This window comes from Streptomyces sp. NPDC027189 (assembly GCF_055566975.1).
The window spans coordinates 15,776-40,108 of record NZ_JBVHRI010000044.1; the positions used below are offsets into that span (position 1 = coordinate 15,776).

Annotated in this window: 25 protein-coding genes and 1 pseudogene; 17 read left to right on the forward strand and 9 right to left on the reverse strand. The window is 70.0% G+C overall.

What is annotated here, in order from left to right; translation table 11 throughout:
- Positions 1-12: 12 nt before the first annotated feature.
- Both ACZ4RZ_RS47165 and ACZ4RZ_RS47170 read left to right on the forward strand, forming a co-directional pair.
- A complete protein-coding gene (locus ACZ4RZ_RS47165; protein ID WP_467753761.1) occupies positions 13-552 on the forward strand; it encodes an isoprenylcysteine carboxyl methyltransferase family protein in 540 nt (179 codons plus the stop codon).
- Positions 549-1,562: an NAD(P)/FAD-dependent oxidoreductase gene (locus tag ACZ4RZ_RS47170; RefSeq protein WP_467753762.1), complete on the forward strand. Its 1,014-nt coding sequence runs from the start codon at positions 549-551 to the stop codon at positions 1,560-1,562. Before ACZ4RZ_RS47165 ends, ACZ4RZ_RS47170 begins: the two co-directional genes overlap by 4 nt.
- Before the next feature lie 1,004 nt (positions 1,563-2,566).
- Here ACZ4RZ_RS47170 and ACZ4RZ_RS47175 read toward each other — a convergent pair.
- The gene (locus ACZ4RZ_RS47175) at positions 2,567-3,400 is read right to left on the reverse strand and encodes a SigB/SigF/SigG family RNA polymerase sigma factor (RefSeq protein ID WP_467753763.1); all 834 of its coding nucleotides are present in this window, start codon (positions 3,398-3,400) and stop codon (positions 2,567-2,569) included.
- A 364-nt stretch (positions 3,401-3,764) separates the two neighbouring features.
- Here ACZ4RZ_RS47175 and ACZ4RZ_RS47180 point away from each other — a divergent pair, with 364 nt between their 5' ends.
- From ACZ4RZ_RS47180 to ACZ4RZ_RS47195, 4 genes and pseudogenes are all read left to right on the forward strand, one after another.
- Positions 3,765-4,415 (forward strand): hypothetical protein, encoded by a 651-nt coding sequence (locus tag ACZ4RZ_RS47180; protein WP_467753764.1) that lies wholly within the window; start codon positions 3,765-3,767, stop codon positions 4,413-4,415.
- Positions 4,416-4,451: 36 nt separating this feature from the next.
- Positions 4,452-5,882 carry a PP2C family protein-serine/threonine phosphatase gene (locus ACZ4RZ_RS47185; protein ID WP_467753766.1) on the forward strand — a complete coding sequence of 477 codons (1,431 nt, stop codon included), beginning with the start codon at positions 4,452-4,454 and terminating at the stop codon, positions 5,880-5,882.
- Between the two features lie 36 nt (positions 5,883-5,918).
- Positions 5,919-6,299, forward strand: a pseudogene (locus ACZ4RZ_RS47190) (2Fe-2S iron-sulfur cluster-binding protein); the annotation flags it as partial.
- 1,089 nt (positions 6,300-7,388) lie between these two features.
- Complete coding sequence (locus tag ACZ4RZ_RS47195) at positions 7,389-7,844, forward strand: restriction endonuclease (protein ID WP_467753767.1); 456 nt, start codon at positions 7,389-7,391, stop codon at positions 7,842-7,844.
- Positions 7,845-7,994: 150 nt separating this feature from the next.
- Here the strand turns inward: ACZ4RZ_RS47195 and ACZ4RZ_RS47200 are convergent, their stop codons facing one another.
- Positions 7,995-8,315 carry a three-helix bundle dimerization domain-containing protein gene (locus ACZ4RZ_RS47200; RefSeq protein ID WP_467753768.1) on the reverse strand — a complete coding sequence of 107 codons (321 nt, stop codon included), beginning with the start codon at positions 8,313-8,315 and terminating at the stop codon, positions 7,995-7,997.
- 329 nt (positions 8,316-8,644) lie between these two features.
- On the opposite strand from ACZ4RZ_RS47200, the gene ACZ4RZ_RS47205 reads away from it, so the two are divergent.
- The 3 genes from ACZ4RZ_RS47205 to ACZ4RZ_RS47215 all read left to right on the forward strand — a co-directional run bounded on the left by ACZ4RZ_RS47205 (position 8,645) and on the right by ACZ4RZ_RS47215 (position 10,989).
- Positions 8,645-9,085, forward strand: coding sequence for a DUF5994 family protein (locus tag ACZ4RZ_RS47205; protein WP_467753769.1), 441 nt, complete (start codon positions 8,645-8,647; stop codon positions 9,083-9,085).
- A gap of 5 nt (positions 9,086-9,090) precedes the next feature.
- Positions 9,091-9,858: a DUF5994 family protein gene (locus tag ACZ4RZ_RS47210; protein WP_467753771.1), complete on the forward strand. Its 768-nt coding sequence runs from the start codon at positions 9,091-9,093 to the stop codon at positions 9,856-9,858.
- Positions 9,859-9,999: 141 nt separating this feature from the next.
- The gene (locus tag ACZ4RZ_RS47215) at positions 10,000-10,989 is read left to right on the forward strand and encodes an SPFH domain-containing protein (RefSeq protein WP_467753772.1); all 990 of its coding nucleotides are present in this window, start codon (positions 10,000-10,002) and stop codon (positions 10,987-10,989) included.
- Positions 10,990-11,067: 78 nt separating this feature from the next.
- On the opposite strand, the gene ACZ4RZ_RS47220 is transcribed toward ACZ4RZ_RS47215, so the two are convergent.
- From ACZ4RZ_RS47220 to ACZ4RZ_RS47245, 6 genes are all read right to left on the reverse strand, one after another.
- Positions 11,068-11,433 carry an STAS domain-containing protein gene (locus ACZ4RZ_RS47220; protein ID WP_467753773.1) on the reverse strand — a complete coding sequence of 122 codons (366 nt, stop codon included), beginning with the start codon at positions 11,431-11,433 and terminating at the stop codon, positions 11,068-11,070.
- Positions 11,434-11,703: 270 nt separating this feature from the next.
- Positions 11,704-11,991, reverse strand: a complete 288-nt coding sequence (locus ACZ4RZ_RS47225) for a hypothetical protein (RefSeq protein ID WP_451258785.1) — start codon at positions 11,989-11,991, stop codon at positions 11,704-11,706.
- A gap of 197 nt (positions 11,992-12,188) precedes the next feature.
- Complete coding sequence (locus ACZ4RZ_RS47230) at positions 12,189-12,548, reverse strand: ANTAR domain-containing protein (RefSeq protein WP_467753774.1); 360 nt, start codon at positions 12,546-12,548, stop codon at positions 12,189-12,191.
- Between the two features lie 40 nt (positions 12,549-12,588).
- On the reverse strand, positions 12,589-12,945 hold the full coding sequence (locus ACZ4RZ_RS47235) for a PRC-barrel domain-containing protein (RefSeq protein WP_467753775.1): 357 nt from the start codon (positions 12,943-12,945) through the stop codon (positions 12,589-12,591).
- Positions 12,942-13,346, reverse strand: a complete 405-nt coding sequence (locus tag ACZ4RZ_RS47240) for an ANTAR domain-containing protein (RefSeq protein WP_467753776.1) — start codon at positions 13,344-13,346, stop codon at positions 12,942-12,944. The genes ACZ4RZ_RS47235 and ACZ4RZ_RS47240 overlap by 4 nt, the downstream gene beginning before the upstream one ends.
- 84 nt (positions 13,347-13,430) lie before the next feature.
- A complete protein-coding gene (locus ACZ4RZ_RS47245) occupies positions 13,431-13,718 on the reverse strand; it encodes a hypothetical protein (RefSeq protein WP_467753777.1) in 288 nt (95 codons plus the stop codon).
- A 390-nt stretch (positions 13,719-14,108) separates the two neighbouring features.
- Between ACZ4RZ_RS47245 and ACZ4RZ_RS47250 the strand changes: the two genes are divergently transcribed.
- From ACZ4RZ_RS47250 to mgtA, 8 genes are all read left to right on the forward strand, one after another.
- Positions 14,109-14,321, forward strand: a complete 213-nt coding sequence (locus ACZ4RZ_RS47250; RefSeq protein WP_467753778.1) for a hypothetical protein — start codon at positions 14,109-14,111, stop codon at positions 14,319-14,321.
- 129 nt (positions 14,322-14,450) lie between these two features.
- Entirely contained in the window at positions 14,451-14,603 is a 153-nt protein-coding gene (locus tag ACZ4RZ_RS47255; RefSeq protein ID WP_467753780.1) for a hydrophobic protein, read from the forward strand.
- 47 nt (positions 14,604-14,650) lie between these two features.
- Complete coding sequence (locus ACZ4RZ_RS47260; RefSeq protein ID WP_467753782.1) at positions 14,651-14,824, forward strand: CsbD family protein; 174 nt, start codon at positions 14,651-14,653, stop codon at positions 14,822-14,824.
- Between the two features lie 129 nt (positions 14,825-14,953).
- Positions 14,954-15,577, forward strand: a complete 624-nt coding sequence (locus ACZ4RZ_RS47265) for a hypothetical protein (protein ID WP_467753783.1) — start codon at positions 14,954-14,956, stop codon at positions 15,575-15,577.
- Positions 15,577-16,014, forward strand: coding sequence for a hypothetical protein (locus ACZ4RZ_RS47270; RefSeq protein WP_467753794.1), 438 nt, complete (start codon positions 15,577-15,579; stop codon positions 16,012-16,014). Before ACZ4RZ_RS47265 ends, ACZ4RZ_RS47270 begins: the two co-directional genes overlap by 1 nt.
- Positions 16,015-16,256: 242 nt before the next feature.
- On the forward strand, positions 16,257-16,982 hold the full coding sequence (locus ACZ4RZ_RS47275; protein WP_467753784.1) for a GAF and ANTAR domain-containing protein: 726 nt from the start codon (positions 16,257-16,259) through the stop codon (positions 16,980-16,982).
- A 26-nt stretch (positions 16,983-17,008) separates the two neighbouring features.
- A complete protein-coding gene (locus ACZ4RZ_RS47280; protein WP_467753785.1) occupies positions 17,009-19,438 on the forward strand; it encodes a phosphoketolase family protein in 2,430 nt (809 codons plus the stop codon).
- Complete coding sequence (gene mgtA / locus ACZ4RZ_RS47285; protein WP_467753786.1) at positions 19,435-22,041, forward strand: magnesium-translocating P-type ATPase; 2,607 nt, start codon at positions 19,435-19,437, stop codon at positions 22,039-22,041. The genes ACZ4RZ_RS47280 and mgtA overlap by 4 nt, the downstream gene beginning before the upstream one ends.
- A gap of 460 nt (positions 22,042-22,501) precedes the next feature.
- Here the strand turns inward: mgtA and ACZ4RZ_RS47290 are convergent, their stop codons facing one another.
- Entirely contained in the window at positions 22,502-24,310 is a 1,809-nt protein-coding gene (locus tag ACZ4RZ_RS47290) for a fatty acyl-AMP ligase (RefSeq protein WP_467753788.1), read from the reverse strand.
- Positions 24,311-24,333 lie beyond the last annotated feature (23 nt).

Genomic DNA, 24,333 nt, shown 5'->3' on the forward strand with positions numbered 1-24,333 from the left:
AACAGAGGACACATGATCTGGTACGGATTGCTGGTGGCCGCCGTCGCCGGCGAGCGCGTCGCCGAACTCGTCGTCGCCCGCCGTAACGAGCGGTGGAGCACCGCCCACGGCGCGACCGAGACCGGGCAGGGCCACTACCCGGCGATGGTCGCCCTTCACACCGGCCTGCTGGTCGCCTGCCCGGGCGAGGTGTGGCTGGCCGACCGACCCTTCGTACCCGACCTGGCCTGGCCGATGCTTACCGTGCTGGCGGCCGCTCAGTCAGTGCGGTGGTGGTGCATCCACACCCTGGGACCCCGTTGGAACACCCGGGTGATCGTCGTACCCGGCCAGGCGCTGGTGACGGGCGGCCCCTACCAGTGGCGGTGGCTGCGGCATCCGAACTATGTGGCCGTCGTCGCCGAGGGCGTGGCCCTGCCACTGGTGCACACCGCCTGGATCACCGCGGCCGTGTTCACGGTACTCAACGCCGCCCTGCTCACCGTGCGCATCCGCTGCGAGAGCCAGGCACTGGCCGCCGCGACCACCCCAACCGCGGCCGCGCAAGCGTGATCGACGTACTGGTGGTCGGCGGCGGACCGGCCGGTCTGGCCGCCGCCATCCACGCCGCGCTCGCCGACCTGGAGACTGTCGTCGTCGAACCCCGGACCGCGCCCGTGGACAAGGCCTGCGGAGAAGGCGTCATGCCCGGCGGCGTCGCCGCGCTGCGAGCACTGGGCGTCGAGGTCACCGGCCGCGAACTGCGCGGCATCCGCTACGTGGACGGCACCACCCGCGCCGAAGCGTCCTTCCGCGGCCACAGCGGGCTGGGAATCCGCCGTACAACGCTGCACTCCGCACTGCACCAGCGCGCGCTCAGCCTCGGCGTGCGGATGCTGCCGGGCAAGGTCGGCGAGGTGTGCCAGAGCACGGACACGGTCACCGCCGCCGGAACCACGGCCCGTTGGCTGATCGCCGCTGATGGCCTGCACTCCCCGGTGCGCCGCGGCCTGGGGCTGGAACTGCCGGGCCGTCCCCACGGCCGCTACGGACTGCGCCGGCACTACCGCGTCGAGCCGTGGACGGACTTCGTGGAGGTCCACTGGTCCGGGCATGGCGAGGCCTATGTGACGCCGGTCGGCGACGACCTGGTGGGCGTCGCGGTCCTCAGCCGCAGCCGCCGCGGGTACGACGAGCACCTGGCCGGCTTCCCGGCCCTCACCGCGTCGCTGCGCGGCCCGGCCGCGACGGAGGTGCGCGGCGCCGGACCACTGCGACAGCGGGTGAAGCGCAGAACCGCCGGCCGTGTCCTGCTCGTCGGCGACGCCGCGGGCTACCTGGATGCCCTCACCGGTGAGGGCATCGCCCTCGCGCTGGCAACGGCCGGGGCCGCCATCCGCTGCCTGGCCGCCGGGCGACCGGACGAATACGAGCGCGCCTGGGCCCGGCTGACCCGGCGCCACCGGCTGCTGACCGGGGCCCTGCTGGCCGCGAGCCGCCGTCCCAGCACCGCCCGCCTCATCGTCCCCGCAGCGTCCCGGATGCCCCCGGTGTTCTCAGCCTCGGTCCACGCACTGCAGTAGTGGCCTGGCCCTTTCTCATGCCGAAAGTGAACGAAGTCCGACGTATACGTTCTCCGCGACAGTGGAGGTGGGTCACCACATCAGAGGGTCGAGTAACCCCTCGGGGCCGTTCTCTCTTGGGGCCGTTTCCTTGCCCCCTCAGCCATAGCCAGGACGCCCTCTCAACGGTCACCTGCCGCCACTCAACTCCAGGTCTGCTATCGGCACACAGGCCGCCACGCCCTGGACGACAACGCCGGCCGGGACACGATCGGCATGGAAACGTCGGCGTCGTCCCAACCCCTGCCCGGCCCCTGGATCTTGGTATCGAGCCTCAGGGCAGCCATCCTGGATGGCTATACACAACCTTGATCACCTACTCCGCCACAGGTCAGAGCGGACGGAGATCCCCCAAGCGGCGCGCGTGACGCCGGACTCCAAAGGCGTGAGCAGCGGATTCAGTCCGATGGGCGAAAGTTGACGCTCCAACACCTCACGAGGAACGTTTCCGCAGGTCAGAGCACGTTCAAAGTGGGGCGGGTGGGACTCGAACCCTGGGCCGACGGATCATGAGTCCTTCGAGGATCTTGTCATCGACGACTCCGAACCCCTCCCCGGTCTGAGGTCCTGACCCACTCCGCGCCACAGCCGGCGCGCCACCCACCGCGGCCCCTGCGCCGGGGGTCGCGGTCCGGACGGCCGCCGCCGCTGTGCGGCGGCGGCCGTGGCCACGAGGATGTGAGGCCCCCTCCACCGTTTCCTCGCGCGCTGTCCTCCGCGGCGGCGGGACTGGTGGGAACACCCCGTCTGGAAAATGCCGGGAGGACGGAGGCTGGAGCCGCGCACTCCGGCGCTGCGGCTCCGGCCGGCCTCGTTTCCGGCTCGGGGGCTGGGAGCCTGGTTGGGGAGACCTGCTGGTACCTGACACGGTCGCAGTCCAGTCTTCCCTGCGTGGAGCCTAGAGCAGATACAGGCGAAGCGGAACAGGGCCGTTCGCAGGCGCCGCCCGTGCACCCGGGACGTCGTCACGCGGCCCTCCTCGGAACGCGGGGGTCGGCCATCACCTGGTCGTGCAGGCGTCCACAGGTGCGGGTGATCAGACGGGAGACGTGCATCTGAGAGACACCGAGCTGCAGACCGATGCGGGCCTGCGTCATCTCGCAGAAGAACCTCATGTACAGGATCTGGCGTTCGCGTTCGGGCAGTGCCCGGAGCAGGGGGCGCAGGGCCTCGCGGTTGATCACCCGGTCGAAGCCGGGCTCCATGGCGCCGAGGGTGTCGGTCAGTGGGTGGCTGTCCGCGGAGCGGCCGGGCACGACGTCCATGGACAGGGCGGAGAAGCTCCCCAGCGCGCCCTGTCCCAGCCGTACCTCCGCCTCGGTCAGGCCGGTGTGCGCGGCGATCTCGGGGACGGAGGGTTCGCGGCCGCCCGGCGAAGAGCTGAGCTCATGGCCGGCGGCGCGGACCCGGCCGCGCAGCTCCTGTACACGCCGTGGCACATGTACGCCCCAGAGGTCGTCACGGAAGTGCCGCTTCACCTCGCCGAGGATCGTCGGTATGGCAAAGCTCGGGAAGGCGGTGCCGAGACCGGGGTCGAAGCGGGCCACCGCCTTGACCAGGCCCAGTTGGGCTACCTGCTTGAGGTCTTCGAAGGTCTCACCGCGATGGCGGAAGCGCCGGGCGAGCCGTGCGGCCATCGGCATCCAGGCGCACACCACCTCCTGCCGCAGCGCGGACCTCTCCTGGCCGTCCGGCAGGGCGGCGATACGGCGGAACGCAGCGTCGGTGTCCGGCGCGTCGTCGTGGTCGTGGGCGCGTGTGCTTCGTGGGCTCTGCGTGCTTACATCCGGTATGGGCACGTGTCTCCCCGATCGGTGGCATCACTCACCGTGGGAGCCGGCAGACCGCAGCACACAGAGGAGCAGCGACAGCTGCTCGCACGGGCGTGCCTCCGGTCCGAAGCACACCGGACGGCTTCCCGAACAGCCCGCGTTCAAACAGGGTTTCCACCGTCCGACCGCCGCTGCCCACGGATGGTTCCGGCCGACGCATTCACCGTTGCTCCATCGGCGCCCCTCTGGCCCCGTGCCCCCAACGGGCCCCGGCGCGGCGCCGATCCGAGGCTATGCTGCTGTACAGACGTCCCAGACCCAGGCGCCGCACCGCCCATCGGCCACGATGGCAGTCCCGTACCTCTCCCGGTCTCCTGAACCGAGGCGCCTCATGCGCACCCCGCGGCAACCGCACGAACCCGAAGGCTCAGAGCGTCTCGACCTGGACGCGGTGCGGCTGCGCCGGCTGAACCGCTGGCAGGCCGAGGGCCTGCGGGAGGACCTGGCGGATCTGTACGTGGAGTCTTCCGCCGCCGAGCCGGGCGAGGAGTTCCACGACCGGCAGAAGTTCCTGCACCGCCTGGCGGACGACGTGAAACTGCCGGGATTCGACATGCTGGTCGCCGAGGCGGAGGCCCTGACGGGGTGCGTCTGCGGCTTCTCCGTGCCGCGCGACGGCTCCTGGTGGCAGGGGTTCGACGGACCATTGCCGCAGAACCTGGAGCAACTGACCGCGTCCGGACACGTGTTCGCGATCCTTGAAACCGTCGTCCATCCCCACCAGTACGCCCGCGGGCTCGCCCGCCGGCTCCAGGAGCGCCTGCTCACCGACCATCAGGCTTCGCTCGGCGTCACTTTGGTGGATCAGTCCGCCGGTTCGGCCTGTGCCGTCTTCAAGGACTGGGGCTGGCAGGAAGTGGGGCGGATCCAGCGCCTGCCCGGCCCAACGACCTTCCACGTACTGGTTCTTCCTCTTGGTGAGCGCACGGAGGAACATCCGGACGGCCTCGCCCACAACGACCGGACCCAACGGCCCGAATAGCCGCCCGCATCGGCCGGAGCCTGCGTGTGCGGAGGCATGGAGGAGCGCGTGGAGCTGTCGCCGGAGCAGGAGGCGCGGCGGATCGCGGCGGTGCGGCGGTACGACATCCTGGACACTCCGCCCGACGGGGCATTCGACCGGATCGCAGCACTCGCTGCCCGCCTGTTCGACGCTCCGTCCGCCACGGTGACGATCGTGGACACCGACCGGGTCTGGTTCAAGGCCGCGTACGGGCTGGCGGGGGTCACGCAGATAGGCCGGGACCCGGGGCTGTGCACCTCGGCGATCCTCACCGGCAGCCCGCTGGTCGTCCCCGACACTCTCGACGACCCCCTCGCCCGCGCCCACTCTTTGGTGACCGGCCCGGCCCGGGTGCGCTTCTACGCCGCCGCCCCGATCACCACCAGCGACGGTCACCGCCTGGGCACCGTGGACGTCCTGGACACCAAGCCGCGCCGGATCACACCGGACCAGGCCACTGCCCTGACCGACCTGGCCGCGCTCGTCATGGACGAACTCGAACTGCGGCCGTCCGCGCTGCGCATGCTCCGCGTGGAACGGGAACTGGTGGAGGTCGAGCACGCGGCACGGGAGCGCGCCGAGCGGGACCGGTCGGAGATCGCCGCGTACGCCTCCACCCTTCAGCGCACCCTGCTGCCCCCGGCGCTCCGGGAAGTGCCGGGCCTGGAGGCCGCGTGCCACTACACCACCGCCTCGGTCCACGACGTCGGCGGGGATTTCTACGACGTCTTCCCGCTCGGCGCCGGGCGGTGGGCGTTCTTTCTCGGCGACGTCAGCGGCCGGGGCGCACCCGCCGCCGCTCTCACCTCGCTGGTCCGCTACACCCTGCGCTCCACCGTCCTGCTGGAGCGCGACCCGTGTGCCGTACTGCGGGCGCTGAACTCCGCTCTGCTGTCGGCGTCGCCCGACGGCAGCCGCTTCTGCACCCTGGTCTTCGGCACCCTCGCCCCCGAGCCCGCGGGCGGTTTCGCCCTCACCCTGGCCGGAGGCGGCCACCTCCCGGCCCACCATCTGCGACCCGCCCGGCGCGGCGGACCCGACCGGACGGTCGCCCGAACCGAGCCGGTGAGCCTGGCCGGAGGGATGCTCGTCGGCGCCCTGCACCAGGCGGACTTCGTCTCCCGGGACATTCAACTCCTGCCCGGCGAGGCGCTCTTCCTCTACAGCAACGGACTCACCGAGGGCCGTACCCTCCAAGGCGCCGGGTTCGATGAGAGCAGCCTGGTCGCGCACCTCACCCACCACGCCGTCACCAACCGGGCCCTCGGCGCCGCCGCGATCATCAGCGACCTCACCTCGCTTCTGGACACCTTCCCCGCAGGACCCGCCGACGACGTCGCGCTCCTCGCACTCAGCGCGACCTCGGCGACACCCGCCACGGCACCCTCCGGTGCCTCGGGCACCGCGCACACCAGCGTGCCCCTCCCACCCCCCGACAGCATTTGACCAGGCCGAACGGGCGAAGAGCCGACGGGTCGGTGCTGCGGTCCGGACGGGTTGCTCGACGCACTGGAGCGGCACTGGGCGGCGGCCGGGGCGGGCGAACGGCTGCGCGTGGAGCGCTTCCGGCCGGTGCCCGTACCGTCGGCGGACGCCGACGCGACGCCGGGCGGCCGGGTCCGGTTCGAGCGCAGCGGCATCGAGGCCGACGCGTCCGCGTCCGTGCCGCTGCTGGATACCGGGGAAGCGGCAGGCGTGGCGATGCCGTACGGGTGCCGCCGGGGGATCTGCTTCGGCTGCCTCGTCCCGCTGGTCCACGGCCGCGTCCGCGATCTGCGGACCGGCGAACTGCACGGTGAACCGGGCCAATTGATCCAGACCTGCGTCAACGGTGCGGCAGGTCCGCTCACCCTCGCTCTCTAGGCCCCTCAAGGAGCCTGCGATGTCCACAGCTGCCGTACCTGTCGCCCCCTTTGAGTCGCTCGAAGATCACACGGAGCTGCTCGGCGAGGAGCTCGACCGGATCCGCGCCGAGGTCGTCGCGGCGCGCGGCGCCGAGGACGCCCGCTACATCCATACGGTGATCGCCACGCAGCGTGGCCTGGAGACCGGCGGCCGAACCAGCCGTGGTCACCGTACGGACCGGGCTCCCGACTCGCCGGCGCCTGGTCTTCGTGCCCCGCGACGCGCGCTTCTCGGCCGACTTCGGGTAACTCCTTGCGGACGGGGTCTCGGACTCCCCCGATCAGCGCAACTGCATCAACAGCATCTCGCTGAGGCTGACGTCCGACGAGAGCCGGGGCGCAACGAATCCGATCACCGTCCGAGTCCCGCTCGGAATCGCACCCCCCGTCGAGGGCCCACCCGATGGGATCGCGTGTGCCCTGGGGGCACGCGACGGGCGGGGGACGAGTGTTCGGCGCGGCCGAAAAGGGGCGCTCGCTCTCAGCCGGCCGGGAAATCTGACCTAGTGTCAAGAATGTCCGCACCGATGCCTGTTGTCCGGTCGGAGCGGCCGCGCAGGAGCGCCGAGGAAGGACACGGTGCCTTGGACCGATCCGTACGTGAGGAACGACGGAACACAAGTCCGGGGGGCCGGTCGCTGTGCTCCGGGAGCGTGGCACGAGCTGACGATACTGCCGTCGGCGGGCCTGGTGATCCGAGGCTTCAGCAGCGGACAGGTCACTTCTGACATGGATGGCGGGCGTACGACTCCGGTTCCGGGCGTCTGCGGTCGTGTCGCTGTCGGCGGGGGGCGGTGGTGAGCCGCCGACCGCCGGTGCGGCGGACTCGTAAGTCTCCGCAGCGTGCCCGGACCCCGACGAAGCCCCGAGGTCCCCAGCCGTTGGTGCTCGCCGTCGCGGCTGCCGCGGGCGTCGGGTTCTGCGTCGCCGTGGGTGAGTGGCTGCTGGGGAACTGGCGGCTGCTCGCCGTGCTCGCCGCCGTCGTGGGCGGGGCCGGCGGTCTCTGGCTCACGCAGTGGGCGGTGAGCGCCGCTGGGAGCGGGTGCACGTGCGGAGGCTGCGGTACAGGCTCCCCCACCTCGACGGGCTCCACCACGAGGACTTCGAGTTCGCGGTACGGGACCTGATGCGCCGTGACGGCTGCGCGGATGCCGTACAGGTGGGCGGGGCCGGGGACAACGGCGCGGATGTGACAGCGACCGATCCACTCGGCAGGCGGTGGGTGATCCAGTGCAAGCACCGGCAGGACGGGGCCTCGGGATCGCCGGTGGGCACCCCGGATCTGCATGTGCTCAACGGCACCGGTCGACAGCTGCACGGCGGGGACGTGGTGGTTCTGGTGACGAACGGACGCTTCACCTCGGGGTGTGAGCCGCTGGCGAAGTCCCAGAAGCTGCATCTGGTCGACCGGGAAACGCTGGGCGAGTGGGCGGGAGGCTCACGACCGCTCTGGGAGCTGCTCCAGAAGCTGCCCCCGCCGGGGAAGCGGTCGGCGTTGTCCTGAGAACCCGTTGTCGTACTGATCACGGGCGCGGCGTCCGCCTCGGCGGAACGGGTACGGGGTTGACGGGAGCAGGCGACCTGGACCGGGCACCGGGCGAGCAGTTGATCGAGCGGGCCCGTGTGCCCAGTGTGCCTTGAACGGGCGCGGTGTCTATGCCGAGCGGGTCAGGGCGATGCGAAGCCTTCGCAGAACCGTGGTGACGGAGTGGCCTCGTGTCCCGTCGGACTCCTCACGAAGGGGAACCGTGGGATCGGGGCGTGGGGCGAGTCGTCGTAGCCTGGTGCGGCTGTTGTGCTCGACGAGGATCGGCACGTAGTTGGCGATACGAGCGTTGCTGAGCGGCTGGTAGCAGTCCTGCACGACATCCCGCACGACTGCGGCCGTCAGCAGGTTGGCGTAGGAGGCCGTCAGATGGTCTGTGAGCTTCTGAAGGGTGTCGGGTAACGCAGTCTCGGCCGTGTTCGCGCCCATGGCGCGCTCCTCACTGTCACAGACGGCCGACCGCCGCAGCCGATCGGTATCCGGGTGCTCGGCGTCGGCCCGTCCACTTCCCACACTTGCACGGATCGCGTCCGTGGAACGGCCCGCCGGATCTGTTCATCAACTCGCCATCTCGGATCGGTCGACTCGGGTAACGGGTCCCGGGGCACCGCGACTGCTGGGCAGAGTCCGTACGGCCGGCCGGAGGAGTACCCTCGTGTTACCGAGGGTATTTCGCGCACCGGCCTCCATGCTTGTGTCGTTTTCGGCGATTGATTACGCCGGGCTGGTTCCGACCGGTCCGGAGCAGGGTTCGCATCATGACTGCGACCGTTTCGTACGCGCCGACACTCGAAGACCGACCCTCCTCTCCGTCTCTCCGCATGTCACCGGCCCTCACCGGTTCGGCACCGGCTCTGCTGGATGGCTCCTGGTGGCCCCGCTCCCGTGATCTGGGGGCGGAACTTCCCTCATTGACTGCCGTGCTCGATGCGCAGACGACTCGCGTCTCGGCCGCCTGGCTGATGGCCGCCGCGAGCGACCCACTGCGCACCTCGACCACGGGCCGGCTGATGGAGGAGGCGGCGCGCCTGCGCACCGTGGCACCGACCGACCGGGCCGTGCAGGCCGTCTGGGACGCCGAAGGAGGCCACGAGGCCCGCGCTTCGATCGCACGTCCACGGATCCCGGCAGTCACCGCTCCGGTACTCGGCATCACGCCAGTCGCTCTTCCGATACCGAATCCAGCACAGGGGGTGTGAGGGCCATGGAGACCTTCCTGACCGTGGTCGTGCTCCTGGCGATGGTCACTGTGGGCGTGCTCCTGATCCATCTGCTCAACAACAGCACGACGAGCGCATCACCGCTTTCCCCTACGGCTGCTCCCGGCCGGCTGTCCGGGGGCCGGCGCCACCGGCCCCCGAGAAGGCTCGCGGTCGTGCCGGAACGAGCGGCACCTGCGATCGCCGCGACGGGGGACGCGGACGGCGCCGGGCCCGCACGGGAGAGAAGTGAGTCGCCATGCTCCCCGCCATACACCCCGTCAGGACACCCCGTCAGGCTCCTGACAGACACCAGCAGTGAGCCGGTGCTCCCCGGCACCGCGGTCCTGCGGATGGAGACGCCGCCCCATCGCACGGGGACGTTCGACGGCGCATGGTGGCCGAGGACGCGCGACCTCGAGAGCCAGCTCTCCGGCCTGCTCATCGCGCTGACGGCGCGGCTGGGCCCCATCGCCCGCGTCGGTCTCGACGCGAGCGGGTGGGACAGGACACCGGGCCATCTGGTCGTCGAGGGGCATACGGTCTGCATCGACTGGTCCGCCATCGGGGACGGCACGATGATCGTCACCCGGGGCGACCAGGACCACTTCCTGTTCCTGATGATCCCTCCGGAGACGGCCCCCTCGCCCGCACGCGCCGCGATGGCCAGGGCAGTACAGGACGACAACACCGTCTCGGCTGAGCGGACTCTGGCCGCCACCGGCATCACCCGGGCCGACCGGACCGACGTACCGATGAGTTCTCCCGGCTGAGCCGGGCCGACGTAGCAGATCAACAGCAGCCCGGGACCCCGGCCGCCGCACCACGGACAACGGGCCGGGGTCCTCCCGTGCCGTGTGTTTCCCGGACCGCTCGGGTTCGGGGACACCACCGACGTAAGGAATGTGAGAACCATGGGTGTTCTGATCACTGTGCTGGTGGTGTTGGCTGCGGTCGGGCTGGTCCTGCTCGCCCTGAGCCTGCGCAACGTCCAGCAGTACGAGAAGGGCGTGGTGTTCCGCTTCGGGCGGCTGCTGCCGGACATCCGCGGGCCCGGCCTGCGCGTCATCAGGCCGATCGGGGACCGGATGCGGAAGGTGTCCGTGCAGACCGAGGTCCTCGGTATCCCGCCGCAGGGATCCATCACCGCCGACAACGTGACGCTCACCGTCGACGCGGTCGTCTACTTCAAGGTCATCGACCCGGTCAAGGCCCTGGTGAACGTCCGCAACTACCCCAGCGCCGTCTCCCAGATCGCCCAGACCTCGCTGCGTGCGGTCATCGGCAGGGCGGATCTGGACACGCTTCTCTCCGACCGCGACCACATCAACGCGGAGCTCAAGAAGGTGATGGACGCTCCCACCGAGGAACCCTGGGGACTGCGCATCGAACGCGTGGAGATCAAGGACATCGCGCTTCCGGAGTCGATGATGCGCTCCATGTCCAAGCAGGCCGAGGCCGAACGTGAGCGCCGGGCCCGGGTCATCGCCGCCGACGGCGAGTTCCAGGCGTCCCAGCGGCTGAGCGACGCCGCGGCGACCATGGCCGACACTCCGGGCGCGCTCCAACTGCGCCTGCTGCAGACCGTGGTGGACGTCTCCGCGGAGAAGAACAGCACCCTGGTCATGCCGTTCCCGGTGGAGATGCTCCGCTTCTTCGAGCACCAGAGCCGGGAAACCGACGGTGAGTCCGCGCGCCGGAGCAGCCCGCGCCCCGCGCTCCCCGAACTCCCGGAACTGATCACCCCTGCCCCGCCCACCGCGCCCGCCGTCTCGCTGAGCGGAGAACGGGTCGGCTCCGGCGGCGAACGCATCGGCAGCCGTGCGGCAGTGGCGCGGGAACGGCGGGACAACTGGCCGGCACAGGCGGACTCCGACTCCGACGCGTCACGTGTCCACGGCTGATCCCCGCCCTGTCCCGGGCAGTCGTCGGGTGAGCGCGAAGCTCCTTGGCGGCGAGTCGTCCACCGGTCATCCGTGTGTCTAGGCCGCTGTCCGGAGCCCCGGGGCGGGCGCCTCGGCCGCCGTGATTCCGACGGCCGTGCCGGCATCGGGAAGGACCCGGAGGAGCCGGATCAGCCCGCTGTCGCTCAGCGCCTCGGCGACGGCGCGGCTCGGGGCGGCAAGGCACAGGTTGCCGCCGGAGAGGCGGACCCTGTGTGCCGTGGCGACGAGCAGCCCGAGGCCCAGAGTGTCGCAGGAGGTGACGCCCGACAGGTCGAGGGTCAACTGCCTTCCGGGGCTGTGACATGCGCCCAGAAGACGCTCGCGCAGTCCCGGAACGGTGGCGAGAGTGAGACCGCCGCTGACGACGACCGTCTCGCAGCCCTCCGCCGTATCAGCGACCACAGGCCGCCGGCCCGGAGCTCGGGGAGCTTCTGCGGGGATGAGGGGAGTTGCGGTACCTGCAGACACCATGGGCCTCCTCGGGGTGGAATATCACGCTGCCGGGGGCTGGGGCTGGGTACCGCTTCTGTGCCTGGCAGTTCAGTGCCGTCCGCGCCTCGTGGACAGTCGATGCCACGTTCAGGCTCCGGCACGTGGGCATCGAGGGCGACGGGCCATGCGCGGCCCGTTCCGCCCCGATGTTCTACGCGCGGCTGCGCGTCGGCGGAGGGGCTAGGTCCGGTTGACCCGGCCGGCCACCGCGTGACCGATCAGGAGGTAGACGACAGCGGGCAGACCGTAGTTGACCACGGTGCGCCAGTCGTCCGAGTGGATGGTGAACAGATTGTGCGACCAGCCCGAGAGCCAGTTCGCCGCGTCGTGGACCCAGGAGACCGTCCTGTTGGCGGTGTTGGCGTCGAACAGGTAGAGGGCGATCCACAGGATCAGGATCAGTGCCGCGATGTCCGCGATGATGGAGATGACCGTCCCCGCGGGGCTTCCGCCGTAGCGTCTGGACATGTCCAACGACTAGCCCTGAAAGCGGAGTTGAAACCTCATCGCCCCCATCGTCCGTGGCCTGGCGAGGGGAGGAACCAGGCCGGTGTTTGAGTTCCACGAGGTGGGATACACAAGGGGCGTCCGACGGCCGTCCTGGACGAAGGCACCGGAGGGTTGAGCTCACAGCTCCCGGTGCCGTCCGCCGGGCGCGCACTTCGTCACCGCCGTTCCGCCGCGTGAAGGCGCCGCAACGCCCGGCGCAGCTCCTGCCGTAGCTGTTCCGGGAGCGCCTCGTCCTTCGTCGTGGCGACCAGATCAGCGGCCACGTCCCGGAGCTTGACGTTGCAGTGCTGCGACACGTCCACCAGCAGGTCCCAGGCCCGCTCGCTGGAACACGGCGCCAGGGCCATCACCATGCCGCGCGCCTGGTCGATCACCGCACGACTTGCCAGCGCCTGTCCCAACTGCTCAACTCTGGCCCGCAGTTCGAGGATCTCGACAGCCAACGCCGCGTCCCCCGTCGAAGTGACAGCCGTCAGCAGCCACTGTTGTTCACGGGGTGTGGTCACCTGGTGCATGGTGCGTACCTCACAACGCGGTCATCCTGTCCATGAGCGGTCAGCGGCGCGCCAGTTGCCGTTCGCCGGCTGCGCCGGGCTTGTAGGCCAGTCCGTAGTGCTTGAAGATCGCTACTTCCTGCTCGGCGGGCAGCACGTCGTCGGTGCCGATCGAAGGAGCCTGCCTCACCAGTGCTTTGGCATAGCCGACCCTGAGATAGTCCGGCCCGGCGATCGCGTCCGCCAAGGGGACGAAGACCAGCCGGTGCCGCGTGGGCAGCCCGGTGCGAACCGTGGCCATGGCCGGCTCATCTGTGGTGGTGTCCACATACACCGCCTCCAGGACACCGATCTTGTGCGACTGTGCGTCCACGACGTCGCGGTCACGCCACTCTCGGACATCGGCTGCGTGAATCATGACCTTCCCCTTCCGGACCCCTCATCCGCCGGTGGTGAGTCGCACCCTCGGTCTTCCGCGTAAAGCCGCCGCAGCGCACGCCGCAGCCCCCGCTGCATCAGCCGCGAGAGCGGCTCGCCCTCCCAGGTCGCGACCAGAGCCGCGGCCACGTCCGGAAGTTCGGTGTTGCACTGCCGCGAGATGTCCACCCGCAGGCTCCTGGCCGGCCCACAGCGGCAGGGGGCCAGGACCATCACCATGCCGCAGGCCTGGTCGACGACCACACGGGCGGCCGGCGCCCGCCGCAGCTGATCGATCTCGGCGCGCAGCGCCACGACATCCTGACCCGCCGGGTCCTCCTCCACCGAGGCCTCGGCCCTCAGCTCCCACCAGTCCTTCGGAAGCATGGCTGTGCGATGCACGGCATCCACCTCTCCACGATCTTTGCGTGCCCGGTGTGACGAAAAGCCTCCCGGGAATCTCTGGATGCCAAGCCGGTTCACCGGTCACCCGCGGCGTTCATGGTCCCGACGGTCCTCGCGCCTCCAGCGCGCCCGGTTCTGACGGCTGTAGCGGCGGTCCCAGCGGTCCTGCCGGTCCCGGCGCTCCTGGTAGCCCCGGTAATCCTGGTGGTCCCCGAGATCGGAACCGTCGTCACGGATCCAGCCTCCCCCGCGATCGCGGCCGTAGCGGGTGGCGCCGAAGAGCAACACGGCCGCGGCCACCCACCAGAGGGGATTGAGAAAGCCGAGGCCGAACAGGACGACGATCAGGACGAGAAGCAGAACGAACACGGCGGGCCTCCCCGGAGCGGAACAACGCATCACTGCCGGGGGCCGGGGCCTGTTCGAACAGCCTAACCCTCCCCAGAGGTTGCGGATAGCGACCCATGTCCGCGGCGTCCGACGGAACCGGTCGAAAGGGGATGGCCACTTGACATCTGTCCGGTGAGTGCGGCGAGGGCTAGCGTGCGTGGTACGGCCCGAGCCCCCGGCAACGTCGATCACCTCTCGCGCTCCTTCGGGGGCGCACCTCGCGCATCAGTGCCGGAACCCGTCCCGTCACCAACGGGCGACTCCCGCACCCGCCATCGCCACTCGATCCCGGCGCGGCATCGATGCGCCCCGTGCGGGCACCCTCCTGCTGCCCGCCGCGTCGCACGCATTTCACGACAGGCGGTACACATGTACGCGCTGATCGTTCCGGCTTCGACCCCCTTCGTCCTGCTCGCCACCGTGATGGGCCTGTCCTGGTGGGAGGACCGCATCCTGCCGGCGCCACCGGCCGAGCCGGTCAACGCTCCCGCCAAGGCTCCGTTTGCCCCAGCGGCCCCTGCCCAGCTCGCAGAACTCCCCCATGTCGACACTGCGTTGACAAGGGAAGTCGCCCGGCGTTGACTGACAGCACGGTGTAGGGCCATGCCACTCCGGATCACCCGGGCGACGCATTCCGCCTTCCCGCTTCGCCCGGACCCCGCGGAAGTCAGGAAATTCCCGCGATCCGGAGGCCCGGCAATGATCCTGTGGATGCTTCTCCTTCTGCTGATCCTGGTCGTGTTCGGGTTCGGCTTCACCATGCAGGCCCTTTGGTGGGTCGCCGCCGTACTCCTGGTCGTCTGGCTCGCCGGCTTCGCGATGCGTGGGCGCGGCGGGGGCAGGCGCCGGTACAGCCGCAGGTAGTCCACTCCGAGGCTCGATACCGCCCGCAAACCCGTAGGAGGACGGCCATGAGCGTCGGACAGACGATCAAGCACAAGACGCAGGTACTGAAGGGCCTGATCACCGAACGCATCGGCCGGACCACCCGCAACAGGCGACTACAGCGGCGCGGCAGGACCGACCAGGTCTCCGGAAACCTGAAGCAGTCCGGCGACAACGCCAAGGACGGCTTCAAGCTGTGACAGAAAGCCCCCGGGCCGTTCCCACACCGTGTGGACACCACCCGGCAGGCCTCAACGCGCAATGAGCCGACAGGAATTGACGGCAATGAAGCAGACCAACGTGCCAACCGAGAGTCAGAGAGGCCAGCCATGTTCACCGTCGTGATCATCGCTGTGATCGTCATCGGTCTGGCCGCCCTCCTCCATCTCGGACGTGGACGAATGCAAGGCGGTGGCGGGCACGGGCTGAAGCGGCGCTTCGGCCCCGAGTACGACCGTGCCGTCGCCGACCACGACGGCGACACCAAGGCTGCCGAGCAGGAACTCGTCGAGCGCGTGAGGGAGCACGGCTCCCTCACGGAGCTGTCGTTGTCGCCCGAGGCCCGCGAGCACTACGTGACGCAATGGGCCACCATCCAGGAGCAGTTCGTCGAATCACCGCAGAAGGCCGTCATCGAGGCGGATGCGCTACTGGCACGCCTGGCAGGGGACCGCGGCTTCCCCGGCGGCGAGCAGTTCGACAACCAGATCGCCGCCCTCTCCGTCCACCACTCCCACCATGTCCAGGGCTACCGCGGCATGCACGCGGCGGCTCGCGACCAGAGCGGCACCGAGGAAATGCGGGAGGCCACGGTCGAAGCCCGGGGCCTCTTCGAGGCGCTGGTCGGCGAACAGCCGGCCTACCCGGATCGGCGCGACGCGTCGTCCCGCGAGGACCAGCGGCACGCGCCGTGGCCACTGACCCGACGCCACGCGAAGGGAAGCAGCACGTGATGTCGCACAGCGCCGAACACGCACAGCAACCCCAGCCCGTGGCCGCGGATCCCGCGATGCAGCGCGCCCCGCAGACACCCCGCACCGAACCCGCTCACGCACCGCGCGAGCCCGGCACCAGCGCCGACAGCCCCGATCGCGAACTCGGCCCGGAACTGGTCCCACAGGGCGACCGGGACAAGCTCACCCTGCGCCTCCAACAGGCCCTCGGCACCTTCGTCGACAGCCCACGCCAGGCGGTGGAAGAGGCCGACACCGTCCTCGACGAGGTCGCCACCCGGTTCACCGACACCCTCACAGAACGACGGCGCGTCCTGCGCACAGGCTGGCAGAACCCGGACACCGATGCGCAGACCGAGGAACTACGGCTCGCGCTCCGGCAGTACCGGGAGATCATCGAACGGCTGCTGCACATGGCAGTGCCTGCCAGTCAGTGACACCGTCCTCCCCGCAGGAACCACAGCCGCCGCAGAAGTCCGGTGCGCACATCAGACCGGTCGGAGAGGAAGCCTTCATCCGGCTGCGCGCCCACGCGTACGCCCGGGGGCACGGATCTCGGTGGTTGCCACCGACGTGATCGCCCACCGGCTCCGCCTGCCCCCGAACACACAACCGCCGGATGCGCGACCGCCCGACGAGGAGCCCTGATGCTCACGCCCCACACACAGAGGTGCGCACCATGAAGGAACAGCTGATGGCCCGGACGTTCGTCGAGCTGGCGGACAGTCTCGTCGCCGACTTCGACCTCATGGACTTCCTGCGCCTCCTCACCGACCGCTGCGTCGACCTGCACGATGCGAGCGCGGCGGGCGTCCTGCTCGCCGACCGTGACGACGTGCTGCGCGTCATGGCCGCCTCCGACGAACGGGTGCGCCTCCTGGAACTCTTCCAGCTCCAGAACCACCAAGGCCCCTGCCTGGACTGCTTCCACACCGGAAGCGCGGTCTCCGTTCACGACCTGCGCGACGAGGCCGCCCGCTGGCCCCTGTTCACCGCCCAGGCCCAGCGCAGCGGCTTCACCGCCGTCCAGGCGCTGCCCATGCGCCTGCGCGACGAGGTCGTCGGCGCCCTCAAGCTCTTCCACACCACCCCGGCGCCCATCAGTCCCGCAGCCACCCCTTTCGCCCAGGCCCTCGCCGACGTCGCCACCATCAGCCTGCTGCAACAACGCACCAGCAAGCGCAGCACGCTCCTCAACGAGCAGTTGCAGACAGCCCTCAGCAGCCGCGTCCTGATCGAACAGGCCAAGGGAAAACTCGCCGAACGCCGCCACACGGACATGGAACAGGCCTTCACCACCCTGAGGGCCTACGCCCGCTCCCACAACCGCCGCCTCTCGGACGGCGCCCGCGCCTTCATCGACGAAATCGAACACCTCCCCGGCCTCAGTTCCGGAAGTTCCTGACCAGACCCCTGCAAGAAGGGTTCGTCATGCCACTCCGCCCCCCTCCCGAGACCTCCCTCTACACGCTCGACACCCGCGACGACCTCGACCGCCTCGACGAGGAGGAACTGAGCGCGCTGGACGCCCACTGGCGCGCGGCGAACTACCTGGCCGTCGGGCAGATCTACCTCATGTCCAACCCCCTGCTGACCGAGCCGCTGGCACCTGAGCACGTCAAACCGCGACTGCTGGGGCACTGGGGCACCTCACCGGGACTGAACCTGGTCCACACCCACCTCAACAGGGTCGTGAAAGCCAGGGGCTTGGACGCGATCTGTGTCTGGGGGCCCGGTCATGGCGGGCCGGCCGTAGTGGCGAACTCCTGGCTGGAGGGCAGCTACACAGAGACGTACCCAAACATCACGCGGGACGCGGCCGGCATGGCTCGCCTCTTCCGGCAGTTCTCTTTCCCGGGCGGCATCCCCAGTCATGTCGCACCCGAGACCCCTGGATCGATCCACGAGGGTGGCGAGCTGGGCTACTCCCTCTCGCATGCCTACGGGGCCGCGTTTGACAACCCGGGGCTCCTGGTGGCATGCGTGATCGGCGACGGTGAGGCCGAGACGGGCCCGCTGGCCGCCTCCTGGCACTCCGACAAGTTCCTCGACCCGGTACGGGACGGTGCCGTCCTGCCGATCCTGCACCTCAACGGCTACAAGATCGCCAACCCGACGGTCCTGGCCCGGATACCGGAGCCCGAACTCGACTCCCTGCTCAGGGGATACGGCCACGAGCCCCTCCATGTCACCGGGGACGACCCGCACGCCGTCCACCAGGCGATGGCTCGCGCCATGGACGAGGCCCTGGACCGTATCGCCGCCTTCCAACACGCCGCCCGCACCGAAGGCACCGGCTCCGTCATCACCGAACGCCCCCGCTGGCCGGTGATCGTGCTGCGCACGCCCAAGGGCTGGACCGGACCCGCCGAGGTCGACGGCCTCCCGGTGGAGGGCACCTGGCGTGCGCACCAGGTGCCGCTGCCGGCCGTACGCGAAAACCCGGACCACCTGCGGCAGTTGGAGCGATGGCTGCGCTCCTACCGGCCCGAGGAACTCTTCGACGAGCACGGACGCCCCCGGGGACAGGTCCTGGCCTGCGTCCCCGACGGCGCACACCGTCTGGGCGCCAACCCGCACACCAACGGCGGTCTGCTGCTGCACGACCTGCCCCTCCCGCCCCTGGAGCGGTTCGCCGTCCCGGTCGACAAGCCCGGCGCGACAGCGCATGAGCCGACCCGCGTCCTCGGTGACCTGCTGGCGCAGGTGATGGCCGACACAGGCGAGCGGCGCGACTTCCGGCTGGTCGGCCCGGACGAGACGGCCTCCAACCGCCTCCAGGCCGTCTACGAGGCGAGCGGCAAGGCGTGGGAGGCCCAGGTCCTGCCCACGGACGAACACCTGGAGCGTGGCGGCCGGGTGATGGAGATCCTCTCCGAACACACCTGCCAGGGCTGGCTGGAGGGCTATCTCCTCACCGGGCGGCATGGCCTGTTCTCCTGCTACGAGGCCTTCGTCCACATCGTCGGCTCCATGGCGAACCAGCACATCAAGTGGCTGCGCGTCGCCCGCCGGCTCCCTTGGCGCCGTCCGATCGCCTCCCTCAACTACCTGCTCACCTCGCACGTGTGGCGCCAGGACAACAACGGCTTCTCGCACCAGGACCCCGGTTTCGTCGACCACGTACTCAACAAGTCGCCGGAGGTCGTGCGGGTCTACTACCCCCCGGACGCCAACACCCTCCTCTCCGTGGCGGATCACGTGCTGCGCAGCCGCGACTACGTCAACGTCGTCGTCGCGGGCAAGCAGCCCTGCTTCGACTGGCTCGACCTCGACGCCGCCCGCGCGCACTGCGCCCGCGGCGCCGGGATCTGGGCCTGGGCCGGCACCGAGTCCGACCCCGGCGAGCCCGATGTGGTGCTCGCCTGCGCGGGCGACGTACCCACCCTCGAAGTGCTGGCCGCGGCCTCGCTGCTCCGCCACCATCTGCCCGAACTCGCGGTACGGATGGTCAACGTCGTCGACATCGCCCGGCTGCTGCCCGCGGAGGAACACCCGCACGGCATGCCCGACAGCGAGTACGACGCACTGTTCACCCCCGACAAGCCCGTCGTCTTCGCGTACCACGGCTATCCGTGGCTGATCCACCGGCTCGCCTACCGCCGCGCCAACCACCCGCACCTGCACGTGCGCGGCTACAAGGAGGAGGGCACCACCACGACCCCGTTCGACATGGTCGTACGCAACGACCTCGACCGGTACCGGCTGGTCATGGACGTCATCGACCGGGTGCCCGGTCTCGCGGTCCGCGCGGCGGCGCTGCGGCAGCGAATGGTCGACGTCCGTTACCGCCATCACGACTGGATCCGCACCCATGGGGCGGACCTGCCCGAGGTCGCCGAATGGACCTGGAGTCAGTGACCACCCGTGTGGCAGAGCTGCGGGTGGGGGACGCCGCCGCCGAAGACGCGAAGGCCGTACTGGCCGCGCTCGCGAGCAGTCCCGAGGGCCTGTCGGGGGGCGAGACGGGTGAGGCGGCCGAGCGGCTCGCGGCCGTCGGGCCGAACGCCGTACGCACGCACCACGTCCACGTCCTGACGGTCCTCGGGCGGCAACTGCGCAGCGCCCTGCTGATCCTGCTGGCGGTGACGGCCGGGGTCTCGTACTTCTTCGGCGAGCGGACCGGCGCGGTCATCATCGCGGCGATTCTGGTGCTGAGCGTGGCGCTGGGTTTCGTCAACGAGTACCGGGCGGAGAAGGCGGCACAGGCCCTGCACTCGCGGGTGCGGCACACGGCCGTCGTGGTCCGGGACAGCGCGGCCACCAAGGTCGATGTGACCGAGCTGGTGCCGGGCGATGTCGTACGTCTGACGCTGGGGCAGGTGGTGCCCGCGGACCTGCGCCTGCTGGAGTGCACCGCGTTCGCCTGCGACGAGAGCGTCCTCACCGGGGAGTCCACCCCCGCCGACAAGGACCCGGAGCCGGTCGCAGCGGGGGCGGCACTGGCCGAACTGGCCTCCTGCGCGCTGATGGGGACGGTGGTGCACGGGGGCAGCGCGACCGGAGTGGTCGTCGCCACCGGGGGCCGTGCCGAGTTCGGGCGGATCGCGCTGGGGCTGGGAGAACGGCAGCCGGAGACCGACTTCCAGGCGGGACTGCGCCGCTTCTCCATGCTGCTCCTCAAGGTCGCCGCCGCCCTCACCACGGGAATCTTCGTCATCAACCTCCTGCTCCACCGGCCGCTGCTCGACGCCCTGCTCTTCTCGCTGGCCATCGCGGTGGGCATCACCCCGCAGCTGCTGCCCGCCGTGGTGAGCACGAGCCTGGCCACCGGCTCACGGCAGCTGGCGCGGCGCAAGGTTCTCGTCAAACGGCTGGTGTGCATCGAGGACCTGGGCGACATGGACGTCCTGGTCACCGACAAGACCGGCACCCTCACCGAGGGCCGCATCCGTTTCGAGGCGGCCCTCGACCCGGCCGGAACACCGTCCGACGCGGTGCTGGCGCTGGGCCTGCTGGCCACCGAGGGCGACCTCGACCAGGTGGGCGGGAACGCGCTGGACATCGCCCTGTGGGAGGCCGCGTCCGGCAAGCACCCGGACGGTCACCACCGGCTCGCGCTGCTGCCCTTCGACCACGACCGGCAGCTGGGCTCCGCGCTCGTCGAGCGTCCGGACAGCAGCCGCCTGCTCGTCACCAAAGGCGCGCCCGAGGCGGTCCTGGCCCGCTGCGGTGACGTACCGGAGGAGGCCGCGGCAGTGCTCCAGGAGCACTTCGCGGCGGGCAGCCGGGTGGTCGCCGTGGCCACCAGGGACGCGGACGGGCAGACATCCCTCACCGCCGCCGCCGAGTACCGGCTGCGTCTGGCCGGCTTCCTGGTCTTCCTCGACCCGCCCAAGGCCGGTGCCGCCGCCTCACTGCGCCGCTTCGCCGACCTCGGCATCACCGTCAAGATTTGTACAGGCGACAACGCGCTCGTCGCCCAGAAGGTCTGCGCCGACCTCGGCCTGCCGCCCGGCCGGGCCCTGACCGGTCGGGACATCGGTCAGCTGGACGACGACCAGCTGGCCAGGGCGGCCGAGACCACCACCGTCTTCGCCCGCGTCTCGCCCCAGGAAAAGGCACGAGTCGTACGGGCGCTGCGGCGCCGGGGCCGGGACATCGGGTTCCTGGGCGACGGCGTGAACGACGCGCTGGCCCTGCATGCCGCCGACGTGGGGCTGTCCGTGGACACCGCGACCGACGTGGCCAAGGACGCGGCCGACGTCCTGCTCCTGGAGAAGGACCTCGGCGTACTCGCCGACGGGGTCGCCGAGGGCCGCCGGATCTTCGCCAACACCATCAAGTACGTCCTGATGGGCACCTCCAGCAACTTCGGCAACATGTTCAGTGCGGCCGGAGCCTCCCTCGTGCTGTCCTTCCTGCCGATGCTGCCCTCGCAGATCCTGCTCAACAACCTCCTGTACGACGCCGGTCAGTTGACCATCCCCACCGACCACGTCGACCCGGAGCAACTGCGCGCGCCCTCGCACTGGGACATCGCCTTCATCCGTCGCTTCATGCTCTTCTTCGGGCCCGTCAGCTCCGTCTTCGACTTCCTCACCTTCGCGGTCATGCTCGGGGTCTTCCACACGGGCGCCGAGTTGTTCCGCTCCGGCTGGTTCGTGGAGTCCCTCGCCACGCAGGCGCTGGTCGTCTTCGCGATCCGCACCCGCCGGGTGCCGTTCTACCGCAGCCGGCCCAGCCGCCCCCTGCTGGTCAGCGCCATAGGTGTCGTCGCCGTCGGTGTCGCGCTGCCGATGTCACCGCTCGCAGGACCGCTCGGTTTCCGCTCCCTGCCACCCGGACTCGTCCTCGCCCTGGCCCTGATGGTCGTGCTCTACCTGGTGCTGATCGAGGGCGCCAAGCACGTCTTCTACACCCACGCCGACGCGCGAGCCGCGCTTCCGCCGGTACGCCACCGCACCCGCCGTCACCGCATCCAACGCCGGGCCGGACGCTTCAGCCACCCCGGACCACTGTGATCCGGTGACACGCTGTCACCAGGGCAATCAGCGGCACCGCACAGCACCGAGACGATCCGCGTCACGCCCGGCGGCCGGGAACGGTCAGCCGCTGAGTGACTCCTCGGGGCCGTTTCCTCTCGGGGCCGTTTCCTTGGCGCCTACCGGCCATCGCCAGGACGCATTCTTCAGGCACCCCGCGGTGAACGCCCAGCAGGCCGGTGTCCTCGGCCCCCTCGCGAATACATTGCAGGTCAGGCGTGTGCAGTTGTGTTGGCCTTGCCTGGTCCTTATCGGTTGGTTCTTGTCCTTGCGGTCCCTGCGTGGTCCCTTTCGCTCCCTGAGAGACCTGCCAAAACGGATTCCTGCGGATCGACTCCGTCAGCGTCCGGGCGGCAACGGGATCCGGCGTCGGCGAACCTGCGCGGTGCCTTGGCCGGCAAGGCCCCGCCAGGGCACCGGATGTGCAGAGGGCGCACCGTCATTCGATGAGGGCTGCCTCGAAGGAACCCCCGAGGTATCGGTCCCGGCTGTCGCGCCGTTGCAGCTTGCCGGTCGTCGTGAGCGGCAGCGTCCCCGGCTTGAGGAGGACGACATCGTGTACCTGGATGCGGTGTCCCGCATGGACCGCGCGCCTGATCTCCTGCTTGATCTCCTGGACGGCCACTTGATCACCGGTCTCGCCTCCGGCTGCCGTCGTCGTCTCGGCGAGCACGATGAGCCGTTCGTGTACGCCGTCGTCGACCGACACCGCGCAAGTACCGAACTCGCGGACTGCCGGGTGGCTGGCCTCAACGGTGGCCTCGATGTCCTGCGGGTAGTGGTTGGCACCGGCGATGATGATGACATCCTTTGCCCGGCCGGTGATGAACAGCTCCCCGTTCTGCACAAAACCGAGGTCACCAGTACGGAGAAACCGCTCCCCCGGCTGGTCGGGAATGGACCCCATGAAGGTCTCGGCAGTCTCCTTGGGAGCGTTCAGATACCCCGTTGCGACGCTCGGGCCGGATACGAAGATCTCACCCACCTCGTCCTCCCCGCAGGGCTTGCCTGTCTCCAGGTCTACGGTTATGGCCGTGCTCAACGGATGGATCGGGCCGCAGCCGACCAACTCCCGGCTGTCCTGTGCCGACGCGGCTGGGCGCACCTTTCCGGCGGCGAGCGACTCGGAGTCCAGCCGCAGGACTTCCGGGGCCTGGCCGACCGGCACGGCCGTGACCATCACTGTCGCCTCGGCGAGGCCGTACGCGGGGGACAGCGCCTCGCGCCGGAAGCCGGCCTCCGCGAATGCCGCGCTGAAGCGGTCGAGCGTATCGGAGCGGACGGGCTCACCTCCGACCAGCGCCATCTCCCAGCGGCTGAGGTCGAGTTCCCGGCGCTGTGCGTCCGTCACCCGGCGGACGCACAGGTCGTAGGCGAAGTTCGGCGCGCAACTGTCCGCGCGTCCGAGCCGGGAGATGGCCCGCAGCCACGTGAGCGGACGCTGCACGAAGGTCATCGTCGGCAGCAGGGTGACGTCCCGGCCGGAGAAAAGGGAGTCGAGGACATTGCAGATGAGGCCCATGTTGTGGTGCGGCGGCAGCCACGACACCGACGACGGGCGGGGCAGCCCGGCGTCGTCGGCAGACCGACGCGTGTTGTCGTATATCAACGACAGATTGTGCAGCACATTGCCATGAGTGATCGCGACGCCTTTCGGCACACCGGTCGATCCCGAGGAGTACTGCAGATAGGCGACCATCTCAGCGGCGGCCACCGGTGGGGTCCACTCCTGGGCCAGGTCCAGGCATACCTCGTCGGTCGCCACCCGGTTGAGTTGGGCGAGCCCGTCGGTGTCGGTGAGGACGTGCTCCGCGGCGACAAGCGCTGGGCCGGTCGACAGGAACAGCGAGGGCTCGGAACTCGCGGCAATCGACTCCACCCGAGTCCATTTGGCATTGCTCCGCGTCCCGTCGAGCGGAGCCACCGGAACCGGGATCAGACCCGCATAGATGCAGCCCAGGAAGGCGGCGTGGAAATCCAGTCCCGGCGGGTAACTCAGCAGCGCGCGTGCGCGCGCGGAAGGAACCTGCTGTCGTAGCGTCACGGCGACCGCCCGCGCCCGGCGGTCGAGTTCGGCCAGGGTCAGTGATTCTGATTCTTCGACACCGTCGCCCAGGAACACAAAGCTCTTCCGGTCGGGCTCGGCTGCCGCACGAGTGCGGCACAGGTCGATCAGCGTCGGCAGTGCGCCGTGCTCGCCGGCCACCGCCTCGGGCAGTCGGACACCGTGCTCGTGATTGGTTCGCATGTGACCACTCCAAACGGAGGAAG